Raw genomic sequence first — 19,691 nt, 5'->3', positions numbered from 1 at the left:
TCCCCTTCTGCTTCATCCATTCATAAAACGTTCCCTTTGCAACATGCCTGATGATCGGCGGTTCAAGAGTTATGTCGTGATACCGCTTGGCTTCATAATCGGAATTAACCGCCTGTAATGTTTTATCAAGGACTCTTACGAAAAGCTCCCCGTCGGCCGGAGGATTCTCAAATTCAATAAGCCATTCATGACGGCCTCGTTTATTCCCCTCCATGTATACCGGGCCCGCGGTAAATTCTGTAAACACAGCACCCGTTTCTCGGCAGGCAACCTCTAAAGCCTTCTCTGCATTCTCTAAGATAACCTCCTCGCCGAAAACATTCAGGTAAAGCTTGGTACGTCCGGTAATCTTTATTTTGTGCGGATACAAGGAAGTGAACTGCACCGTATCTCCTATCAGGTAGCGCCATAACCCCCCGCTGGTTGTAATTACCAGGGCATAATTTTTTCCTGTTTCCACTTCCCCGATAGAACAAGCCTTCCAATTCCCACTGTTCAGCTGGTCCAGGGGAATGAACTCATAAAAAATTCCGTAATCAAGCATCAGCAACATGTCATCCCTCAGCGGATCATCCTGAATGGCAAAAAAACCCTCCGAGGCATTGTATGCCTCCATATAATGCATCTTCTCCGAAGGAATAAGCTGAAGGTACTGATCCCTGTATGGCCTGAAGCTCACCCCGCCATGAATGAAAAGCTCCAGATTGGGCCAGACCTCGGGAATCGTTTTCTTTCCCGTCTTTTCCAGAATATATCGTAAAAGAACCAGCATCCAGGACGGAACTCCGGCAATGCTGGTAACATTTTCCGACACAGTTACACTGCTGAGTTTTTCAAGCTTTTCTTCCCATTTCTCCAGAAGGGCAATTTCCTGAGGTGGGGTTTTGATCAGATCGGCCCAGAAAGGAAGATTATCAATCAATATGGCCGATAAATCCCCATAATAGGAATTTTTGCCGACCGGATTAATCTGATGGCTTCCGCCAAGAGTCAGACTTTTTCCGGTTAAAACAGAAGTGTCAGGATAATTATAAAAATAAAAGGCGAGAACATCCTTGCCTCCCCTGTAATGGCATTCTTCAAGCGATTCAGAAGTTACAGGAATAAACTTACTTTTATCTTCCGTAGTACCGGATGATTTGGCAAACCATTTAACGTCAGAAGGCCAGAGAATGTTTTGCTCCCCGTTCATTACCCTTTTGATAAGCGGGCTGATTTCCTCATACTTCTGAACGGGGTTCCTTTCCTGAAACTGTTGCAGAGAGGTGATGCTTTTGAAACCATGCTGAATACCCCATTCGGTACTTTCAGCCTTTCTCAGAAGCTGAAAAAGAACTTCTTTCTGAACCTCATCCGGATATTTCCTGAAAAGATCTATCTGATGAAGCCGTTTCAGGTTCAACCATCTGACAATACTGTTAATTACAGGCATATTGCACAGGCATTGGAAGGCTGCCCTGTAAATATAACTAAATAATCAGCATGGCATCACCATAGGTCCCGAACCTGTATTTTTCCTTAACAGCTACCTTATATGCCTTGAAAAGAAAATCATATCCTGCAAATGCCGATACCTGCATCAAGAGCGTGGAAAGGGGCAGATGAAAATTGGTGACCATCATGGTAGGTATCTTGAAATCATAGGGCGGAAAAATAAACTTGTTGGTCCACCCGTCAGCCGGCTTCAGCATGCCCGTTGTGGTGACCGAACTTTCCAGCGCCCGTACAACGGTTGTTCCTACGGCAACTATATTGCTTTTCCGTTCTTTGGCAGCATTGATGATTTTCACAGCCTCCTCGGTTATGATGTACCGCTCAGAATCCATCTTGTGTTTGGTGAGGTCTTCCACATCAACAGTCCTGAAATTTCCTAACCCCACATGAAGTGTAATTTCAGCAAATTCTACCCCCTTGATTTCCAATCGCTTCAATAATTCACGACTGAAGTGAAGACCTGCCGTAGGGGCTGCAACTGCCCCCTCATGCTTGGCAAAAATGGTCTGATACCGTTCCCTGTCTTCAGGAAGTACTTCTCGCTTTATGAATTTGGGCAAAGGAGTTTCTCCCAGACTGTAAAGTGTGCGCTTAAAATCTTCGTAATCACCATCGTACAGGAAACGGAGGGTGCGCCCCCGTGATGTGGTGTTATCAATGACTTCAGCTACCAGGGTATCATTTTCACCAAAATACAATTTGTTCCCTATGCGGATCTTCCGGGCAGGATCAACAAGAACATCCCATAACCGCTGTTCCTTATTCAGTTCCCTCAGAAGAAATACCTCAATTTCGGCACCGGTCTTTTCTTTGTTCCCATATAACCTGGCGGGGAAAACCTTGGTATTGTTAAATACCATCACGTCCTTATCATTGACATAGTCAATGATATCCTTGAAAATCCTGTGTTCTATCGTCTGATCCTTCCGGTTAAGAACCATTAACCTCGACTCATCGCGCTTTTCAGCCGGAAACTTCGCAATCAGGTCCGAAGGGAGATTGTACTTATACTGAGATAGTTTCATGTTCATAATATGTCATTCAATCAACAGGGCGTTTATACGAAGATTATTTTAAAAGGTTTCAAAATTACATATACTTTTTTCAAAATCTTCAATTGTCATTGCATTTTCCAAACGGTAAGGCCCAATGGCAATCCGCACAAGCCCTCCAAGATATGCCCCGCTCCCGCAGGCCCGTCCCAGATCCCTTGCAAGGGAACGGATATAGGTCCCTTTGCTGCACTTCACATAGAGGGTTGCTTCCGGAAAAACAAAATCAAGCAGCCGAATTTCATGGATTGTAACCTGGTGTGGACTGAGGGAGCGTGTTTTCCCTTTCCTGGCCAGATCATATGCCCGCTTCCCATCAATATGCCGTGCAGAATGAAGCGGCGGTTCCTGCAAAATTCGGCCACGAAATTCCTGTATTTTTTCTTCAATCAATTCCCTGGTAATGTGTTCCACCGGATACTCCCGGTCGAACTGCGTTTCCAGATCAAAGGACGGCGTCGTCTTTCCGAAAACTATCCGTGCTTCGTATTCTTTGTCATATTCCTGCAGGGAAACAATTTCTTTTGTCTTCTTACCGGTACAGATAATCAAAAGCCCCGTCGCAAGAGGATCCAGGGTGCCGGCATGGCCTATTTTAAGCGACGGATATCCAAACCGGTGTTTCAGAATAAACCGTATTTTGTTCACCACATCAAATGATGTCCAGCGCAGGGGCTTATGGATTAGCAGAATTCTTCCTTCCTGAAAATCGTTTTCTTCCACTGATTACAGACTTAACAAAATAGTGATCGTTCCGGCTAAAGCACAATAGATGGCAAACCCCAGCAAACTGGCTTTCTGTACTACCCTGATCATAAAACGGCATGCGGCTAATCCTGTTATAAAAGCAGCGAAAAATCCAACAGCCAGAACACCGGGAGACAATGATCCGGATACCGTACCGTTGGTTGAAACCAGATCCTTCGCCATAGCCCCCAGTACCGGTATGATCACCATAAGAAAGGAAAAGCGGGCAACTTCCGTTCGCTTTGTTCCCAGAAGCAATCCGGTGGCAATAGTCGCTCCGGAACGGCTTATCCCTGGAATAACAGCTATTGCCTGTGCCACGCCGATAATTAATCCTTCCATTATTCCGATTTCCCTGCCACGGTCTTTAGAATAATGGGCAAATGCATTCAGCAATGCGGTAACCAGCAACATAAAACCAACGAGCATCAACCTGCCGGTAAACAATGCTTCAACCTGATCGGCAAGAAAAAAACCAACCAGCCCCACCGGAATCAAAGAAATAAGTATCGCTGAAACAAAGCGTAACTCATAGCTTTTCTGAAAACGGAAAAATCCGGTTGTAAGTTGTACGATTTCCCGCCGGAAAACAACCAGGGTACTCAATACCGTGGCACAATGCACTACAATAGTGAAATAGATGTTATTGAAGATGTTGTTCCCAAATAAGGCCTTACCAATTTCCAGATGCCCGCTGCTGCTAACCGGAAGAAATTCTGTCAATCCCTGAAGGATTCCCAGCAATACCGACTCTAAATACTCCATGCATTCCGCAATTTCAGTGAATACCAACTATTCTTCCGGCTGTGAGTTCCTGGGCTTTTTCATGATGGCATAGATCTCAAAGACAAAACCTGCCAGCACAATCATGGGAGCCAGAGTAATCCGGCGGAAACTGAAAATTTCCTTCTCGTTGAAAACATCGGGACTCGGAGCTTTCCCTCCGGCCATCAGGATAAATCCCAGTACGATGATTGCAAAGCCAATCAGCAGCAACCGGTAATTTTCCGGACCCAGAGCAAAATCTGCCTGTTTTTTCTCATCCTGTTTCTTTGCCATGTTATTAATTTTTAAAAGTACAATTCATCCTTGTTCATTCGTAAATATCGGTTAACCGAGAAAAATGAAGAAATTGCATTCATTACTACACCTATGCCGATAAGCACCGGATAAAGTAATGCCATAATCCTCACATCAAATAATTCATAAATATCCTCGAAATCTCTGGTACCATAATAAATAATCAGTGTCAGCACGGCAGATGCAGCCAGGCCGGCATAGAGCCCGTGCAACATACTCCGCAATACAAAAGGCCTTCGGATGAAGGAATCGGTAGCACCTACCAGTTGCATGGTACGTATCAGAAACCTCTTTGAATAAACAGCAAGGCGTATCGTATTGTTGATGAGGGCCAACGAGATAAGGAAAAGCAATCCGGTAAAAGACAACATAAAAATGCTGATTTTTCTGATATTCTGATTGACCTTTTCCAGGAGTGACTGCTCATAGTAAGTCTGTTGAACTCCCGGCTGGGTTCCCATATAACGCACTATTTTTTCCAGACTGTCCGTCACTGCCCAATCCGGATGAATTTTTACCTCAATGATAGGCTGTAGCGGATTGTAGCCCAGAAAAGCAAGGAAGTCTTCTCCCAGCTCTTTCTCCAGTTCTTTCATGGCCTCTTCGGGCGGGATAAAACGGGTGCTTTTGGTGTAGGGCTGGGCATCAATATATTTCTGAAGCCGAAGAATGTCGCTTTCCCTTGCTGTTTCGGAAAACATGATGCTGAACCCGATGTTCTGGCGCACATAATCAGTTATCTTCCGGGTGTTGAGAATTACAAAACCCAGTAAACCCAGCATTAACAGCAACAGCATAATGCTGATAACCGATGTAACATAAGAACTGCGAAGCCGGCGACGGCTGGCACGCGTTTCGGTTGTCTTCATGAAGTCCGGAATCGGACGGCAAATTTAGTCGATAATTTCCATCCAACCAAACGGGTCCGGTTCTTCTCCAAACTGTATTCCGGTAAGATTCCTGTACAGCATCGTTGACACCGGCCCTGGTTGTCCGTTTTTACAGAATGAATAAATCGTACCCGTTTGCGGATCAAAAATTTTATCAATGGGAGTAATTACTGCCGCAGTACCACATTCTCCGGCTTCTTCAAATGTCGGTAGTTCTTCGAGCGGAACGGGACGACACTCCACCTTCAACCCCAGGTGTACCGCCAGTTCCTTCAGGCTCTTGTTGGTAATGGAAGGCAAAATCGACCGTGAATCAGGAGTAATATAGGTATTGTTTCTGATGGCAAAGAAATTGGCAGGCCCGCATTCATCAATATATTTTTTTTCTTTGGCATCAAGATAAAGCGCTGTGGAATAACCTGCTTCCTGAGCCTGCTGAAGCGATCTGAGGCTGGCGGCATAATTCCCTCCTACCTTGATGTTTCCGGTGCCCAGGGGGGCAGCTCTGTCATAGTCGCGGCAAATCATTACATCCACCGGCTTGAACCCTCCTTTAAAATACGGACCCACAGGTGTTACAAAAACCAGAAAAAGATATTCATTTGCCGGCTTTACCCCTACCTCAGCTCCGGTACCAATCAAAAGCGGACGTATATACAATGTTGCCCCTGTACCATAAGGAGGAACAAAGTCAATATTTAATTGAACAACTTTTTTTATTGCCGCATGGAAAAGTTCGTCCGGCACTTCAGCCATGCGAATTCCCCGGGCAGAGCTCTGGAAACGTGCAGCATTTTCCTTCCATCTGAACAGCCTGATGTGACCATCCTTACCACGGTACGCCTTCATCCCTTCAAAAGCCTCTTGTCCGTAATGCAGACAGGTTGCCGCCATATGGACAGAAATGAATTCCGAAGAGCTTACTTCCAGTTCTCCCCACTTGCCATTCCTGTAATAGCACCTCACATTATAGTGGGTTTTGTGGTATCCAAAAGGCAATTGTGCCCAGTTCAGTTCTTCCATAGCCAAAATGCATTTGTGTTTCGCAAATTTAAATATTTTACAGCTCTTCCTGAAACCATACTCCTATGTTCTTCAGCTTTTATCCTGGTCTTTAAATACTTCATTCAACGCCGCTTCTTGCTCCTGAGGTGTTATTTCAGCCAATCTGTGCGCTGTTTCAGTGTAAAATGCAAACTTTCTCAGCCTGTTTTTCACCTCCTTCAGCCATTCTTCCGGCAAAACGGATTGCCCGTGGGCATTCATTTCCTCCCACATGGCTTTAATCCTCACCGGAAAATCCTTCCTTCCGTAAAAGCTGTTCCGTGCATCCTGCAAGACTTTTTCCGCAATCCACTGATGATCAGTATCCGCTGAAGAAAGTATCAGTTTTTTAATTTTATCGATCTGTTCCGGACTGTATTTAAATTTCGGAAGCAACTCGTCAGCATATGCCAGGTTTTTTTCTAACGGATTGAAATAGTCAAGAATATATCCCGGACATTCAAACAAACTTGCTGTCCGCACCAGAAGAAGTTCTTCTTCCGATAATCCCTCAGCCCTTCCGAGAAGTTCCGATTGCATGAAAATTTCTTCGGCATACACCGCATTATGAAAATGCATTTCCGGTGGGGCTTTCTCGAGGACTTTTTCCTGGATATACTCCTGTAAATCCAGTAGCCGCAGATTCTGAAGCATCAGAAAGAAACGCTGGTTAGGGATTCCTTTAAGGTTGAGTGATAACTCAGGGCGGATCCCTTTGACGAAATACATTTCGATCTCTCCTTTGTACTTCACCGGCATCTTTCCCCGGTATTCGCATATAAAGAAATCACGCACCAGTTCGTACGTCTGACCTGAGATGTTTACTTTACCGGCTTCGCCTGATGATTCCATGCGGCTGGCCACATTGACCGTATCTCCCCAGATATCATACGAATACTTCTTCTGGCCTATTACGCCTGCAATGACGGGACCGGTATGTATGCCAATCCGAAGCTCCCAGAAATTGGCATTTTGCGCTTTCATTTCTCGCATATATTGCTGCATCTCAAGGGCAGCCAGAACTACATCCACCGGATTGGTCCTGTTCTTCTCAGGAATCCCCCCGGCACACATATACGCATCCCCAATCGTTTTGATTTTTTCAATATTGTATTTCTCAACAACGGAATCAAAATGGAGATAAAAAACATCAAGCTGGTCTATCAGAGTCTCAGGATTCATCTGTTCGGCAATTTTTGTAAAACCCTGAATATCGGAAAACAAGACCGTAACCATCTCGTATTTCTGGCTGGTTGCCTTTCCTTTCTTCTTTAATTCATCGGCCGTCTCCCGCGGAAGCATTTTTGATATAAGCTGCTCCGTTCGGTCCCTTTCCCTTATAAGCTCTTCTGTTCTGGCACTTACCAGGGCTTCCAGCTTGATTTTCTCCTGCATAAATTTCCAGGACCGCCAGCGTATAAAAATAAATACAGCTATTCCAAGCAATATGGTATACATCAGAAATGCATACCATCGAAAATACCAGGGAGGCAAAATAACAAATGAAAATTCAAGGCGGGATAAGGGTTTCTGACCCGAAAAACCCGCTTCCGCACGGAAGGTATATTTCCCGGGCTTTAACCCGTAAAAAACCGCTTCACTCTCTTTTCCCCAGGAGGAAAATTGCTGCATATACCCCTCCAGCCAGTACCTTGTCAGAATCATTTCATTATTGCCAAACCAGTTTGTTCCGAACGTTACCCGCAGGCTATTGGAACGGAACGGAACGGCAGAAGGAACGGGTCGGAAAGAATGGCCGTGAAAAATAACAGTGTCTGTCCCGAAAAAAAGATCATGCAACAACATTTTACCCGGAATTCCCTCAGGAAGCGAACCTGAAGGTTCAATCATCATCAACTGCCCGTTTCCGGCCATCCAAAGTCTGCCAGAGCCATCTTCCGTAAGGGTACTGATATTATAATCGCTCTCCTTTACAAGCCTCAGTTCTGTTATCTTTCCCGCATCATACCCTATAAGTCTGTTATTTAGCTTGTTCATATCGCTCCGGTAAACAAGCCGGATCTTTTTCCCATCACTGCTGACGCTGTAAGGATAAATCCATTCCCTCCCCGGCTCAATGGCAGGGAAGTTGCCATCATGTTTGAATTGCCCTGCAAGAGAATCATACTGCATAACACCGGTCGGGGTAACTGCAAAAACACCGGCAAAGGCAGAAATCAGATAAAATCCTGCCCCGGATGATATACTCAGTGTATCGATACGGTACTTGTTCTTTCCCTCTGTTCTGATATCCAATATCCTGCTGCCTCCGGCCGAGAGAAAAATTTGCCGGCCGTCTTTTGACCCTATCGCGCCATAGTTACCGGCAGAAAGAACGATTTCGGCGTCAGCCTTCAGATTGGCCCTATTTCCTGCATTCTCAACCGGAAACCTCAGCAAAGTATGGCCCGCAAGAACCAGTAAATACTTTCTGTCACCACTGGCTTCCGCTGCGGAAATACCTCTGCCTGCAAAAACTTTATCAAGCCCTGAAGGCACCGCACGATAAATTCCTGACGAGTGCACAAGGTAAGCAGTCCCGGCAATTACTATCATCCTTGAGAAGGAACCTGTTTCGCCTGGAATTTCAATTTTCCTCTGGCATTCCAGACTTGCCGTTCCGCCACGGGTTAAGATTTTCATCCATGTAAGGCAGTTTCCCGAAAGAATTCCTGCATGCTCATGAAGGATGAAAATTTGTTCAGGAAAAACACAACCTTCTGACTCGACGGTAGAATAATAAAAAATCGGCGGAGGAATCCATGGCCTGTAAATACCATAGTCCGAATAAACAAAAAGCTCATTGTCTTTAATAAAAACACCAGGCAGGTAGCAGGAACTTTGCGGGATTTTGAAATTCCAGGTATAGGATTCTTCCTTTTTTACAGGGTAAAAACAGATAGTACCCTGCACAGGAAGATCCGCCATGCTTCCGTTTGCAAAAATGCCCGGATTGACGAGAAAACTGCTCTCTTCCGCTTGAATTTGCTTGCGCAATTTCAGAATACCTTCCTTCCCTGCCGAAAACACAACAGTATGGCCAACACCGGCAAAAAGAGAATGTCCGGATTTCTGAACCGACAGTATAATTTTTCCTTCCGCTCCCTTGACTATCTCCCTGACCAGACCTCCCGGGTAAATACCGATAAGAGTATCGCCGGTATGAACAAAAAGATAAGAAGGCTCTATATATTTCCAGTCTTTTATATCAGTACCCCTGAGGATTTTCACTGCACCGGCCTTATGAAGCAGATACAGCCCCGAATCTGCAAGAGCATAGCATACCGTATCCGAAACAAGCATAGAATAAACCCGCCCGGGCAGAGTTTCCAGGCCGTCAGACAGTCTTTTGATACGATATCCGAATGTGCAGGATTTGGTCAGCAGGCCGAATCCATTGATACCTCCAAGAAAAATCGTACCATCAGCTGCACAGCATAAACGCACGGGAGAGCCCGTATAGGCTATCTCCCTTGGCAAATCGCTGTAATGATAAATCCGGTCCTGCACAGAAACATAAAAGTACCCCAGTGAATCCCTGGCAATTGAATGAATTTTGTTTTGAGGCCATGGTGGCAGGGAGATTACTTCATCAGCATAAATTAATCCATTAATTTGCTGACTATGTGATCGTTGACAAAATAATAAACCGGCAGAAATGAAAAAAAGGATACGTACGTTGCGGATGTTACAGATAAAATTCATAATTTAGGATGTTTTCTGTTGGATGACATCCTTTGAATCAACCCAAAAGTAACATAAAATTCCAAAGTTTCTAACCCTAAATGGCATTCAGTATGAATACGCGAAAAAGAACAATTCTGGTTCCCTGGGATTTCAGCGAAAAAGCTGAATTTGCAGTGGCGCATGCCAAAAATGTAGCCCAGGTTACGGGCAATACTATAACCCTTCTTCACATTGTAAAAGAAGAATCCGAAATTCAGGATGCTTCTGTAAGGCTGCATTTATCAGCCGGTGAACTGGAACAGAAATATCATGTCAAGCCCGAATTTAAAGTGCTGAAAGGGAACATTTTCAAAACAATCGGAGAAGCAGCAACCGATCTGAATGCTGAAATCATCATCATGGGAACCCATGGCATTAAAGGAATGCAAAAATTTCTCGGGAGTTGGGCACTCAAAGTTATTGTAAAAGCAAAAGTCCCCTTTATTGTTGTGCAGGCCCCACCCTCAAGCGATGCCTATAAAAATGTTGTTTTCCCTATCAATTACCGGAAAGAAAGCAAGGAAAAAATCCGCTGGTCCAGTTTTCTTTCCTATTATTATCACTGCAAGTTTCATCTTTTCCTTCAGCATGTTTCCGACAGAGGCCTGAAAACAATGCTGCACAACAATGTTACCTTTACCCGGAAATACCTTGACAACAACAACATCGAATATGAGGTTGCGGAAGCTCCCGGAAAAGATGATTTTGCCACGGAAACCATTGAATATGCCCGGCAGGTAAATGCCGACATGATCCTGATCATTACTTCCCGCAGTATCATCTTTACAGGCTTTGTCCTGGGCGCCGACGAACAAAAAATTCTCGCAAATTCCGCCAGAATTCCCGTTATGTGCGTCAACCCGCGACCGGGTAAACTCGCCGGCGGGTTCAGTGCTACCGGATGCTGATTCACGGAAAGTCCCGGCCCTTCATTATTGAACTTACCAGGAAGAAAATTCATCCTTCATCTGACGGGCATCCTATTCCGGTTGGCTGTTCATAGGCAATATTCCTGCACCGGTCAGGTCCTGAAATATTTTCTATTTTAGCACCCGTAATTTACCTGTATGGAAATTATTTTTGCCACCAACAATCCTCATAAAGTCAAAGAGATCAGGAATCTTCTGAGGAAAGATTTCACCATAACCAGCCTTGCTGACCTCGGTTTTCAGGAAGAAATACCCGAACCTTTCCATACCCTCGAAGAAAACGCCGCAGCCAAGGCATCATTTGTTTACCGGAAATTTCACCGGAATTGTTTTGCCGACGACACTGCGCTGGAAGTTGATGCCCTGCAAGGTGAACCGGGAGTCTTTTCAGCAAGGTATGCCGGCGAGAATAAGGATGCAAAAGCCAATATGCTGAAGCTTCTCGAGCGCATGAAGAATATAAACAACAGAAGGGCCAGATTCCGTACCGTGATTGCCTATATGGAAAACGGTGAAGTGCGCTTTTTTGAAGGAACCGTATACGGCACCATCATCAGGGAGCCCAGGGGTGAGGAAGGATTTGGGTACGACCCTGTTTTTCAGCCTGATGGCTATTCCCAGACCTTTGCAGAAATGCCGCTGGATGAGAAAAATAAAATCAGCCACCGGGCCATCGCCATGAAAGCCCTGGCCGCCTACCTGAATACAAAACTGTAGTTTGTTCTTTTCGTCCGGTTACAATACAATAAAGAGCCAATTTGAACGTACTCTATAGAAACCTTTAATGAAACGGTCAGGACTTCTTTCGGTCGTTGTTTTCATTGCTCTCACTTCCCATGGGCAAATACCTGTCGGAGCCTGGCGTGATCACCTTTCCTACCGCCAGGCATTCCGTCTGGCTGATGCAGGCAACAGGGTTTTTTGTGCTACCTCCGGAAGCCTCTTCTGCTACCACCGCAACGACCACTCTGTGAGCAAAATCTCAACTGTTGACGGATTGCACGATATCGAACTGAGCACCATTGCCTTTGACAGTGCCAATAACCGGCTGGTTGCCGGATATAAAAACGGAAACATTGACATTGTTACCTCAGAAAGTATCATTAATGTACCCGATATTTTTCTCAAATCAGGCCTGACCAACAAAACCATTAACCATATTCATATCAGGGGAAATCTCGCCTACCTCTCATGTGGGTTTGGCATTGCCTTGCTGAATCCCGATAAACGCGAAATAAAAGACACATATTACCTTGGCCCAGGAGGAAGTCCGGCCGAAGTATTTGCCGTCGCAACCAGTGATGATCATATCTTTGCCGCTACCGGCTCAGGAATCTATAAAGCTTCATTGAATAACCCCAATCTGGTTGATTTTTCTGCATGGAGCCAGATCTCTGACATACCAAATTTTTCGGAGAGTTTTACTTCACTTGCCTGGTTTGAGGGGAAATTGTTTGCTGTCTATCATGGTTCCGGTACCCGGAACGATCACGTCTATTATTCTGACAATGGCCAGTGGAAAGAACTGGGCACCTTGCTGTATCCCGATGGAACCTATTATTACTCCCTGGAAGTATGCTCCGGGAAACTGGTTGTCGCAAGCCAGAATTATGCGGATGTTTACGATTCCAACCTTCGCCTTCTCCGTCACTCCTGGACCGGCGATCCCCGTCATGCCCTGATTGATAAGGAAGATGTCATCTGGACCGCCGATCATTACCACGGAATTATAAGGGAAAATCCGCAAACAGGCCGGGATACAATTGTGCCTGACGGACCCTCAAACAACGACGCATTCCTGGCGTATAGTGCATCGGGAAAAATTTTTGTAACTGCCGGAGGTTTGTCTTCTGCCTGGGGAAATCTCTATAACCTTCCCTGCGTCCATATCTTTGACGGCCAAAAATGGCAATCGTGGACTGATTACGACGCCCGCGATGCTATAAATGTTATTGCCAGACCAAACGAACCCGACAACCTTTATGTGGCAACCTGGGGATATGGAATCATTTATCTGGAGAAAATGCAAAAGAAAGCCGTGTACAATCCTTCCAACAGTTCCCTGCAAACCATCATTCCGGGCGATTTTTGCCGGGTGTACGGCATGGCCTTTGACAAGAATATGAACCTCTGGGTTACCAATTCCGGTGTATCAAATCCCATTTCGGTACTCTCGGCTGATGGGAAATGGACCAGCCTTAATTACGGCCCTGCCATCAATGCTCCCAACGTCAGTAAACTGCTCATTGATTCCGGCAACAGAAAATGGGTCATACTTCCCCGTGGAAACGGACTGTTTGTATTCGATGATAACGGCACCCCCGGCGATATCAGGGATGATACCTACACCCGTGTTTCCATTGCCGATAATGCCGGAAATGAAATCAGCAACTTTGTTTATGATATCGCGGAAGACCTGGAAGGGAACATCTGGGTAGGTACAGCTTCAGGTCCTGTGGTGTATTATCATCCTGCCGCTGTTTTTGAAGGGCCCCAGGCGGGAGGATATGCCCAGCAAATCCTCGTACCCCGGAATGACGGTTCCGGCCTTGGTGATTACCTGCTTTCAACAGAAACCATTACCAGCATTGCCGTTGATGGAGCAAACCGCAAATGGTTCGGAACCCGAAATTCAGGTGTTTATCTGATTTCTGCCGACGGACTGAAGCAGATTCATCATTTTACAAGAGAAAACAGTCCCCTCCTTTCCAACACCATCAACTCCATTACGATTGACGGACAAACCGGTGAAGTATTTTTCGCCACCGACAAAGGCATTGTTTCCTACCGCGGAACAGCCACCAGCGGAGGCGATTCTTTCGGCAAGGTCTACGTCTTCCCCAATCCGGTCAGGGAAACCTACCATGGCGATATTACCATCACCGGACTGGCACGAAATGTCAATGTCAAAATCACCGACATTTCAGGAAACCTTGTTTTTGAAACAAAAGCACTTGGTGGACAGGCTGTATGGAATGGTAAAAACTTCGACGGTCGCAGGGTTGCTACCGGTGTGTATCTGGTCTTCTGCACCAACGAAGACGGCTCGAAAACCTATGTTACCAAACTTCTGTTTATCCACTAAAAAGCCCGGAACGCAAAACCCGAAACTCGATACAAAACCGGATTCCGGTTCTTGAATTCTGTTGCCTGGTCTATGATAGCAAAAACTACCGGTATTGTTTTGCATACCTTACGCTATGGGGAGTCAAGCCTGATAGTGCATGCCTACACCGAGCACTTCGGAAGGATTTCCCTTATGGCAAAAGGAGTAAGAAATGAAAAAAAACCGGGACGTGCTGCGCTGCTTCAGCCCCTGAGGATCATTTCGATGGAAATTTACTACAAACCTTCACGCGAAATCCAGATACTGAAAGAATTTGCTTCTGCCCTTCCTGAACAGTTCCAGCTCCCTGACCCTGTAAAAGGGGCTGTTTCCCTTTTCATGGCAGAGCTTCTGTATAAAGTTTTGCGGGAAGAAGAACCAAATGAACCTATGTTCCGGTTTCTTTACCAGTCTGTTCTTCAACTGAACCGGTTGCAGAAAGGAACAGCAAATTACCATCTCTTTTTTGCCGTCCATCTTACAAAATACCTTGGATTCTTTCCTTCAGGGAATTTTGATGAATATCATTGTTTTTTTGACGGAACTTCGGGGAAGTTTGTCGAACAACTGAAAGCATCCGTTAATGCCATGCCACAGGAAGAATCAGCCTTGCTGGCAACATTGATGAACCTTTCACCCCAGAATCTTGAAAATGTTTACCTTAACGGCATTCAACGTTCCCGCTTTCTCGACGAAATCATAAAATTCTACCAGATACACCTCGAGGGTATGGGAAAAATCCGGTCAATAGACGTTCTGAGAGAGGTATTCTCCGCTAACAGGGAATCGTAAACGATAGGAAAAGGTGCGGCAAAAGTTAGATATCTTTAACCATCTAACAAACTCGTTTGTAAGCATATACTGTAACTTTTCTCTCCTTCCAGTCGTAAAAATAAACAAGGAAATACAGGGACTGAACTAATTTTCCTGATAGGTTTTATTGCGCTTTTGTCAGGAAAAGGGATTATTATACCGGCTTTTTATGGGTTGCAATTAACTGTGAAGCATACTATATTTGATGTTTGCCTTTTAATTAATATGACAGGTCATTTCATGAACCGGCCAACCATCTGTTTCAGGCACCATGTGAGAATTGTCGCAAACTTCCTGTGCCCGGAATTATGTGTGATGCTCTTCCGTTATCTCCAGAACCTTTTTTTCACAGCCAACTGTCCGCAAAAACAACTCCTGAAGGGTTCCGTAAGATTTTTGAAATACCTGCCTGATAACAAGATGCCCATTCCCGACCTCTTATCGTTTTATCCTGCGTTTCAGAATTAAAAGAAATTGTATCCTGATGCTCCTCTCACCAACCATAAGAACCTTCATTAAAACCTTGCTCAGAAAGAGAGGAGAAATCATTTTGGGGGTTGGTCTGTTCGTGTTTTCCCAGAGCCTTCTTGCTACTGATTATACCTCCAACAAATCAGGCAACTGGAATGATGCGGCGGTCTGGACACCGAATGGTGTTCCTGTTGCCGGCGATAACGTTACTATTTCTGCAGGACATACTATTACGTTATCAGATGCACAAAGTTGCAACAATTTAATAATAAACGGCACCCTGCAGATTCAATCGAGCGATTTCACTGTTAACGAAACAACCACTGTTAACGGAACCTTAATTGATAACAATGGAAGCGGTACCGATCGGTTTAATGGAGTTATTACTGTCAATCCGGGAGCCGTATGGAATACTTATGCAGTGAATCGCAGCAGCCGGATGCAAATATGGAATAACATTATCAATAATACTGACACAATGCGCTTCGCCGCAGCCAGGGTTTACGCAAACATGTCTATTAACGGAACCGGAGTCCTTTCAGCCTACAACTTAAATTTTAATTCAGATGGTTTGACAGTTACAAATAAATCAAATGTTCTTATAAAATTAACCCTTAATGGTTCAAACACAAATTCTACCTGGAAAAATGATATTGGTTCTGTATTGACCTATGAAGGATCCCAAGTGCTAATGAATTCAAGTGGTACTCTGATTGCCAGCGATGCAAATAATACGGTAATTTATCTGGGAGGAGACCAGCAAGTTAAAACACCGTTAGGATCAGCCTATTACAACCTGGTTATTTCCGGTTCAGGCACCAAAACATTACAAAACAATACTATAATTACAAATAACCTGACGATTAACAATACGGCCACCCTCCTGTGCAATCAATATCAAATAACCGGTACAACAGCCGGCCACATGGCAATGACCGGAGGAACCACCCTGTTGATTGGAAATACGACAGACATCACTGGAAATACATTTCCTTCCGGTTTTATTACATCTAACATTTCTCTTGATCCAACCAGCACGGTTATTTATCAGGCCAATGCCAGTCAGAATATTTCCAATGTGCCTGTTTACGGAAATCTGGCCACGGCAACCTCCGGTTCGAAAATCATTACAGGAAATACTTATGTCAGAGGCAATGTGACCATCGGCTCCAATACTGTTCTCGAATTTAACAACAGTAACTATAACCTCAGTGTCGAAGGCAACTGGATTCACAACGGTGTGCTGAACGAGAATTACGGCACCATCACTTTTACAGGCAGTAACAACCAGACCATCACCGGAAACCCCAACGAAACCTTCTGGAATCTGACGATTGACAAATCCGGGGGAGTAGTCCAGCCGGTCAATGGGAATACTAATATATTCGTTACCAACGATTTCCGTATCAACAGCGGCACCTTCGAGACAGGGGCCAATACCTTGCAGGTATCAGGGAATTCCTATATTGCCGGAATTTTATCCATCAATGATGCTTCCGGATCAGCCAATCTTCAGAACACTGATCTTTCCGGAGGTACAATTACCGGTAGCACAGCAACCGGAACTGCCATTATTGCCGGAAATCTTTCTATGCCCAACGGTAACGGCACAGTTGGCCGCGTTAACCTCACAGTGAACGGTACTGCGACGGTTGATAACGGAAGAACGTTTAATATCACCAGCAGTACAGGAAACAAAATTTTTAGCGGAAAAGTGACTGTTGAAACAGGTGCTGTATGGAACAATACAGGAAATGCAGCAGTCGAATTTCGAAATGGATTAATTCACAATGGTTCCGGTTTTGTTTCCGGCACAGGCCAATACCTTTTCAGTCAGAACAATCAGTCGGTGGAAGGGAATTCTCCTGTTTCATTCGATGGTGATGTAAAAATAGACAGTGACATCAATTTAACAAACAAAAACTCAGGAGGAGGAACCGGCATAACTATTAATAAATCCCTTAACGGAACCAATCTGTCTTCTTCTTTTACCAATGAGGGAATTCTCACCTATCAGCCTAATTCAAATGACATGCCCATGGTAATTGGTAACCTGTGGGCTTTTTATAACCCGAATACAGTGAATTATTCACGCAACGGAAATCAATTAATATATAGCACCCAATACCATCATCTTATTATCTCAGGAAGCGGAACAAAAACTTTAGGAAATGATATTACCGTCAATGGCAATCTGACAATTGAAAACCCGGCAACACTTAAGACCAACAATTTCAGTATAACCCTGATAGGGAACTGGACAAACAACAATCTTCTCGATGGTTTTCAGGAGGATTTTGGAATCGTTAACTTTTATGGAAATAATCAGCAAACCATATCTAAAACAGGAACAGAATCTTTTTACGACCTCGATATCAACAATCTACAGGGAATTAATCTGAGTTCTGGCAATATCAGCATTGCCAATGAACTCACTATGCAGAGGGGGAACATCCGGACCAACGGCAATACCGTCATCCTTTCCAGGGGAACTGCTTCATCATTGGATTATACATCAGGTACCATTATTGGAAAATTTCAGCGTGCCGTCAGCCAGCCCGGGGCAGATTATCTTTTTCCTGTCGGAACAGATGCATCTTTTAATCCAGCCATGTTCCGTTTCCAGAACCTTACTGCCGGAGATCTTACCCTGGAATTTGTGAATGCCGTTCCGGGAAACGATGGATTACCATTAAACGAAGGAATCTATTCCATAACGGATGTATTCCCCGAAGGATATTGGAAAGCGCAGAAGGGAGGGGCTTTTGCATCGGACAATTTCAACCTCTGGTTAAAGGCCGGCGGTTTCTCGTCCTTCGGCGGAATTGATACCTCTGTGAGGATTCTCAAACGAACCACCGGCAGTGACTGGTTCCTTGACGGTAATCATGTTAATGCCGCAGGCGATACCTGTTTCCGGAACAATATGACCGGAATTTCCTCTTCAGGCACAGAATTCGGCCTCGGAAAGACCTGTGCAATCATTATTACCCAGCCGGCCAATCCCCCAGCGATTTGTGAAGGTTCCGGAACAATTGAAATGGAAGTTAAAGCTTTTGGATGGAACCTTTCCTATATATGGCAGGAAAATTCAGGAAGCGGCTGGAATGACCTGACCGACGGAGGAGTTTATTCGGGCACCCATACCAATAAACTCACCATCACCAATCCTCCGGCTACGATGAACGGGTATCAATACCGGGTAAAAGTTACCGGAGGCTGCGGAAGTCCTGTGATAAGCAATTCTGTTTCGATTGCAGTCGACAAGCTGATCACCGCCAATGCAGGGACAGATCAGGAAGTATGCGGTAATACAGCTTCTCTTGCGGCCAATAACCCTGCACCCGGAACAGGAACATGGAGTAAAATTACAGGTAGTGGAAATATCTCTTTTGACAATCCTTCAGACCCGACGACCAATGCATCTACAGATATCTATGGCGTCTACACCTTGCGCTGGACTATACAGAACGGAACCTGCTCCAGTTATGATGAGGTAGTCATCGACTTCAATGAAGATCCTTCCGGACTCTCAGCAGATATTGACCAGCAGCTCTGCGGAACTCTCTCCGCTACCCTGAACGCGACCCCACACTCCTACCAGGCTGGTAGCGACCACTCAGGATCAACCCGCTCCTGGTCTCAGGTTGACGGCCCAGGGACCATCACCTTTACCGATGCTTCTGATCCCAAAACAACCATCTCTGCCAACCTTTACGGCGCCTACACCCTACGGTGGACAGAAACCAACGGAACCTGCTCACAGGAAGATGAGGTGGAAATCTGGTTTGATCCAAAACCTTCTGTTTTGGTCCATTTTGATACCATTCTTTGCAATCAAAGTTACACCAATATAAAGTTTGAATCTAATAGCTCCCCCAGATATTATACCAGAATCACATGGACAGTTTACGACACATCAAATGCCATAACTGGTTATTCCGATTCTCCACTAAATGGAATCCCTGTCTCGGATAGTATTCACCAGCAACTTGTTAATACTGACACAATTGTTCACTCAATAATTTATGTTATAACACCCTGGACTACTTATAGCGATAGTGGTTTGCACTGCCAGGGAGACAGGGACAGCATAAGAATTTTCGTGAACCCCACTCCCAGGCTCTCTGTCTCGGTACCCGATACCATCCTCTGCGACTCCTCCACCCTCATTATCACTGTTAATGATCTCAACGGGCCGGTACAGGGCACTAAGGTCTACCAGCTTACCACCACCAACCTGGGAGGGGTGATTGGCGTAACTTCTTCCGGTGAATATCCGGCCGGTACCGATATAGTTGATCAGCTTATCAACCCCACCAATCAGGTTCAGACCGTT

The 19,691-nt window shown here is 45.0% G+C and carries 13 protein-coding genes; 5 read left to right on the top strand and 8 right to left on the bottom strand.

Going from position 1 to position 19,691, the window contains the following annotated elements:
• From GX419_10110 to GX419_10075, 8 genes are all read right to left on the bottom strand, one after another.
• Positions 1-1,432: GH3 auxin-responsive promoter family protein (locus GX419_10110; GenBank protein NLI25046.1), on the bottom strand; the 1,432-nt coding region annotated here is incomplete at its 3' end.
• 37 nt (positions 1,433-1,469) lie between these two features.
• On the bottom strand, positions 1,470-2,519 hold the full coding sequence (queA, locus tag GX419_10105; protein ID NLI25045.1) for a tRNA preQ1(34) S-adenosylmethionine ribosyltransferase-isomerase QueA: 1,050 nt from the start codon (positions 2,517-2,519) through the stop codon (positions 1,470-1,472).
• 48 nt (positions 2,520-2,567) lie between these two features.
• Entirely contained in the window at positions 2,568-3,269 is a 702-nt protein-coding gene (truB, locus tag GX419_10100) for a tRNA pseudouridine(55) synthase TruB (protein ID NLI25044.1), read from the bottom strand.
• A gap of 3 nt (positions 3,270-3,272) precedes the next feature.
• Positions 3,273-4,058 (bottom strand): undecaprenyl-diphosphate phosphatase, encoded by a 786-nt coding sequence (locus tag GX419_10095; GenBank protein ID NLI25043.1) that lies wholly within the window; start codon positions 4,056-4,058, stop codon positions 3,273-3,275.
• A gap of 27 nt (positions 4,059-4,085) precedes the next feature.
• Positions 4,086-4,352, bottom strand: coding sequence for a DUF3098 domain-containing protein (locus GX419_10090; GenBank protein ID NLI25042.1), 267 nt, complete (start codon positions 4,350-4,352; stop codon positions 4,086-4,088).
• 11 nt (positions 4,353-4,363) lie between these two features.
• Positions 4,364-5,242: a cell division protein FtsX gene (locus tag GX419_10085; protein ID NLI25041.1), complete on the bottom strand. Its 879-nt coding sequence runs from the start codon at positions 5,240-5,242 to the stop codon at positions 4,364-4,366.
• A gap of 24 nt (positions 5,243-5,266) precedes the next feature.
• Positions 5,267-6,286: a branched-chain amino acid aminotransferase gene (locus GX419_10080; protein ID NLI25040.1), complete on the bottom strand. Its 1,020-nt coding sequence runs from the start codon at positions 6,284-6,286 to the stop codon at positions 5,267-5,269.
• 72 nt (positions 6,287-6,358) lie between these two features.
• The gene (locus GX419_10075) at positions 6,359-10,012 is read right to left on the bottom strand and encodes a hypothetical protein (GenBank protein ID NLI25039.1); all 3,654 of its coding nucleotides are present in this window, start codon (positions 10,010-10,012) and stop codon (positions 6,359-6,361) included.
• A gap of 92 nt (positions 10,013-10,104) precedes the next feature.
• Between GX419_10075 and GX419_10070 the strand changes: the two genes are divergently transcribed.
• The 5 genes from GX419_10070 to GX419_10050 form a co-directional block, all read left to right on the top strand.
• Positions 10,105-10,941 carry a universal stress protein gene (locus GX419_10070; protein NLI25038.1) on the top strand — a complete coding sequence of 279 codons (837 nt, stop codon included), beginning with the start codon at positions 10,105-10,107 and terminating at the stop codon, positions 10,939-10,941.
• Between the two features lie 159 nt (positions 10,942-11,100).
• Positions 11,101-11,679, top strand: coding sequence for a non-canonical purine NTP diphosphatase (locus tag GX419_10065; GenBank protein NLI25037.1), 579 nt, complete (start codon positions 11,101-11,103; stop codon positions 11,677-11,679).
• Positions 11,680-11,746: 67 nt separating this feature from the next.
• On the top strand, positions 11,747-14,047 hold the full coding sequence (locus GX419_10060) for a T9SS type A sorting domain-containing protein (GenBank protein ID NLI25036.1): 2,301 nt from the start codon (positions 11,747-11,749) through the stop codon (positions 14,045-14,047).
• A 72-nt stretch (positions 14,048-14,119) separates the two neighbouring features.
• On the top strand, positions 14,120-14,860 hold the full coding sequence (gene recO, locus GX419_10055) for a DNA repair protein RecO (protein ID NLI25035.1): 741 nt from the start codon (positions 14,120-14,122) through the stop codon (positions 14,858-14,860).
• 505 nt (positions 14,861-15,365) lie between these two features.
• A partial coding sequence (locus tag GX419_10050) for a hypothetical protein (protein NLI25034.1) occupies positions 15,366-19,691 on the top strand: 4,326 nt, incomplete at its 3' end.

It is taken from the genome of Bacteroidales bacterium (genome assembly GCA_012517825.1).
Classification (GTDB): domain Bacteria; phylum Bacteroidota; class Bacteroidia; order Bacteroidales; family JAAYUG01; genus JAAYUG01.
The sequence above is the reverse complement of the archived record's forward strand: the minus strand, read 5'-3'. Positions and strand labels throughout refer to the sequence as shown.

What these genes read in the sequence shown, in the direction of transcription:
- queA (NLI25045.1), bottom strand. Translation starts at nt 2,519, where the DNA reads ATGAAACTATCTCAGTATAAGTACAATCTCCCTTCGGACCTGATTGCG.
- GX419_10095 (NLI25043.1), bottom strand. Translation starts at nt 4,058, where the DNA reads ATGGAGTATTTAGAGTCGGTATTGCTGGGAATCCTTCAGGGATTGACA.
- GX419_10090 (NLI25042.1), bottom strand. Translation starts at nt 4,352, where the DNA reads ATGGCAAAGAAACAGGATGAGAAAAAACAGGCAGATTTTGCTCTGGGT.
- GX419_10085 (NLI25041.1), bottom strand. Translation starts at nt 5,242, where the DNA reads ATGAAGACAACCGAAACGCGTGCCAGCCGTCGCCGGCTTCGCAGTTCT.
- GX419_10080 (NLI25040.1), bottom strand. Translation starts at nt 6,286, where the DNA reads ATGGAAGAACTGAACTGGGCACAATTGCCTTTTGGATACCACAAAACC.
- GX419_10075 (NLI25039.1), bottom strand. Translation starts at nt 10,012, where the DNA reads ATGAATTTTATCTGTAACATCCGCAACGTACGTATCCTTTTTTTCATT.
- GX419_10070 (NLI25038.1), top strand. Translation starts at nt 10,105, where the DNA reads ATGAATACGCGAAAAAGAACAATTCTGGTTCCCTGGGATTTCAGCGAA.
- GX419_10065 (NLI25037.1), top strand. Translation starts at nt 11,101, where the DNA reads ATGGAAATTATTTTTGCCACCAACAATCCTCATAAAGTCAAAGAGATC.
- GX419_10060 (NLI25036.1), top strand. Translation starts at nt 11,747, where the DNA reads ATGAAACGGTCAGGACTTCTTTCGGTCGTTGTTTTCATTGCTCTCACT.
- recO (NLI25035.1), top strand. Translation starts at nt 14,120, where the DNA reads ATGATAGCAAAAACTACCGGTATTGTTTTGCATACCTTACGCTATGGG.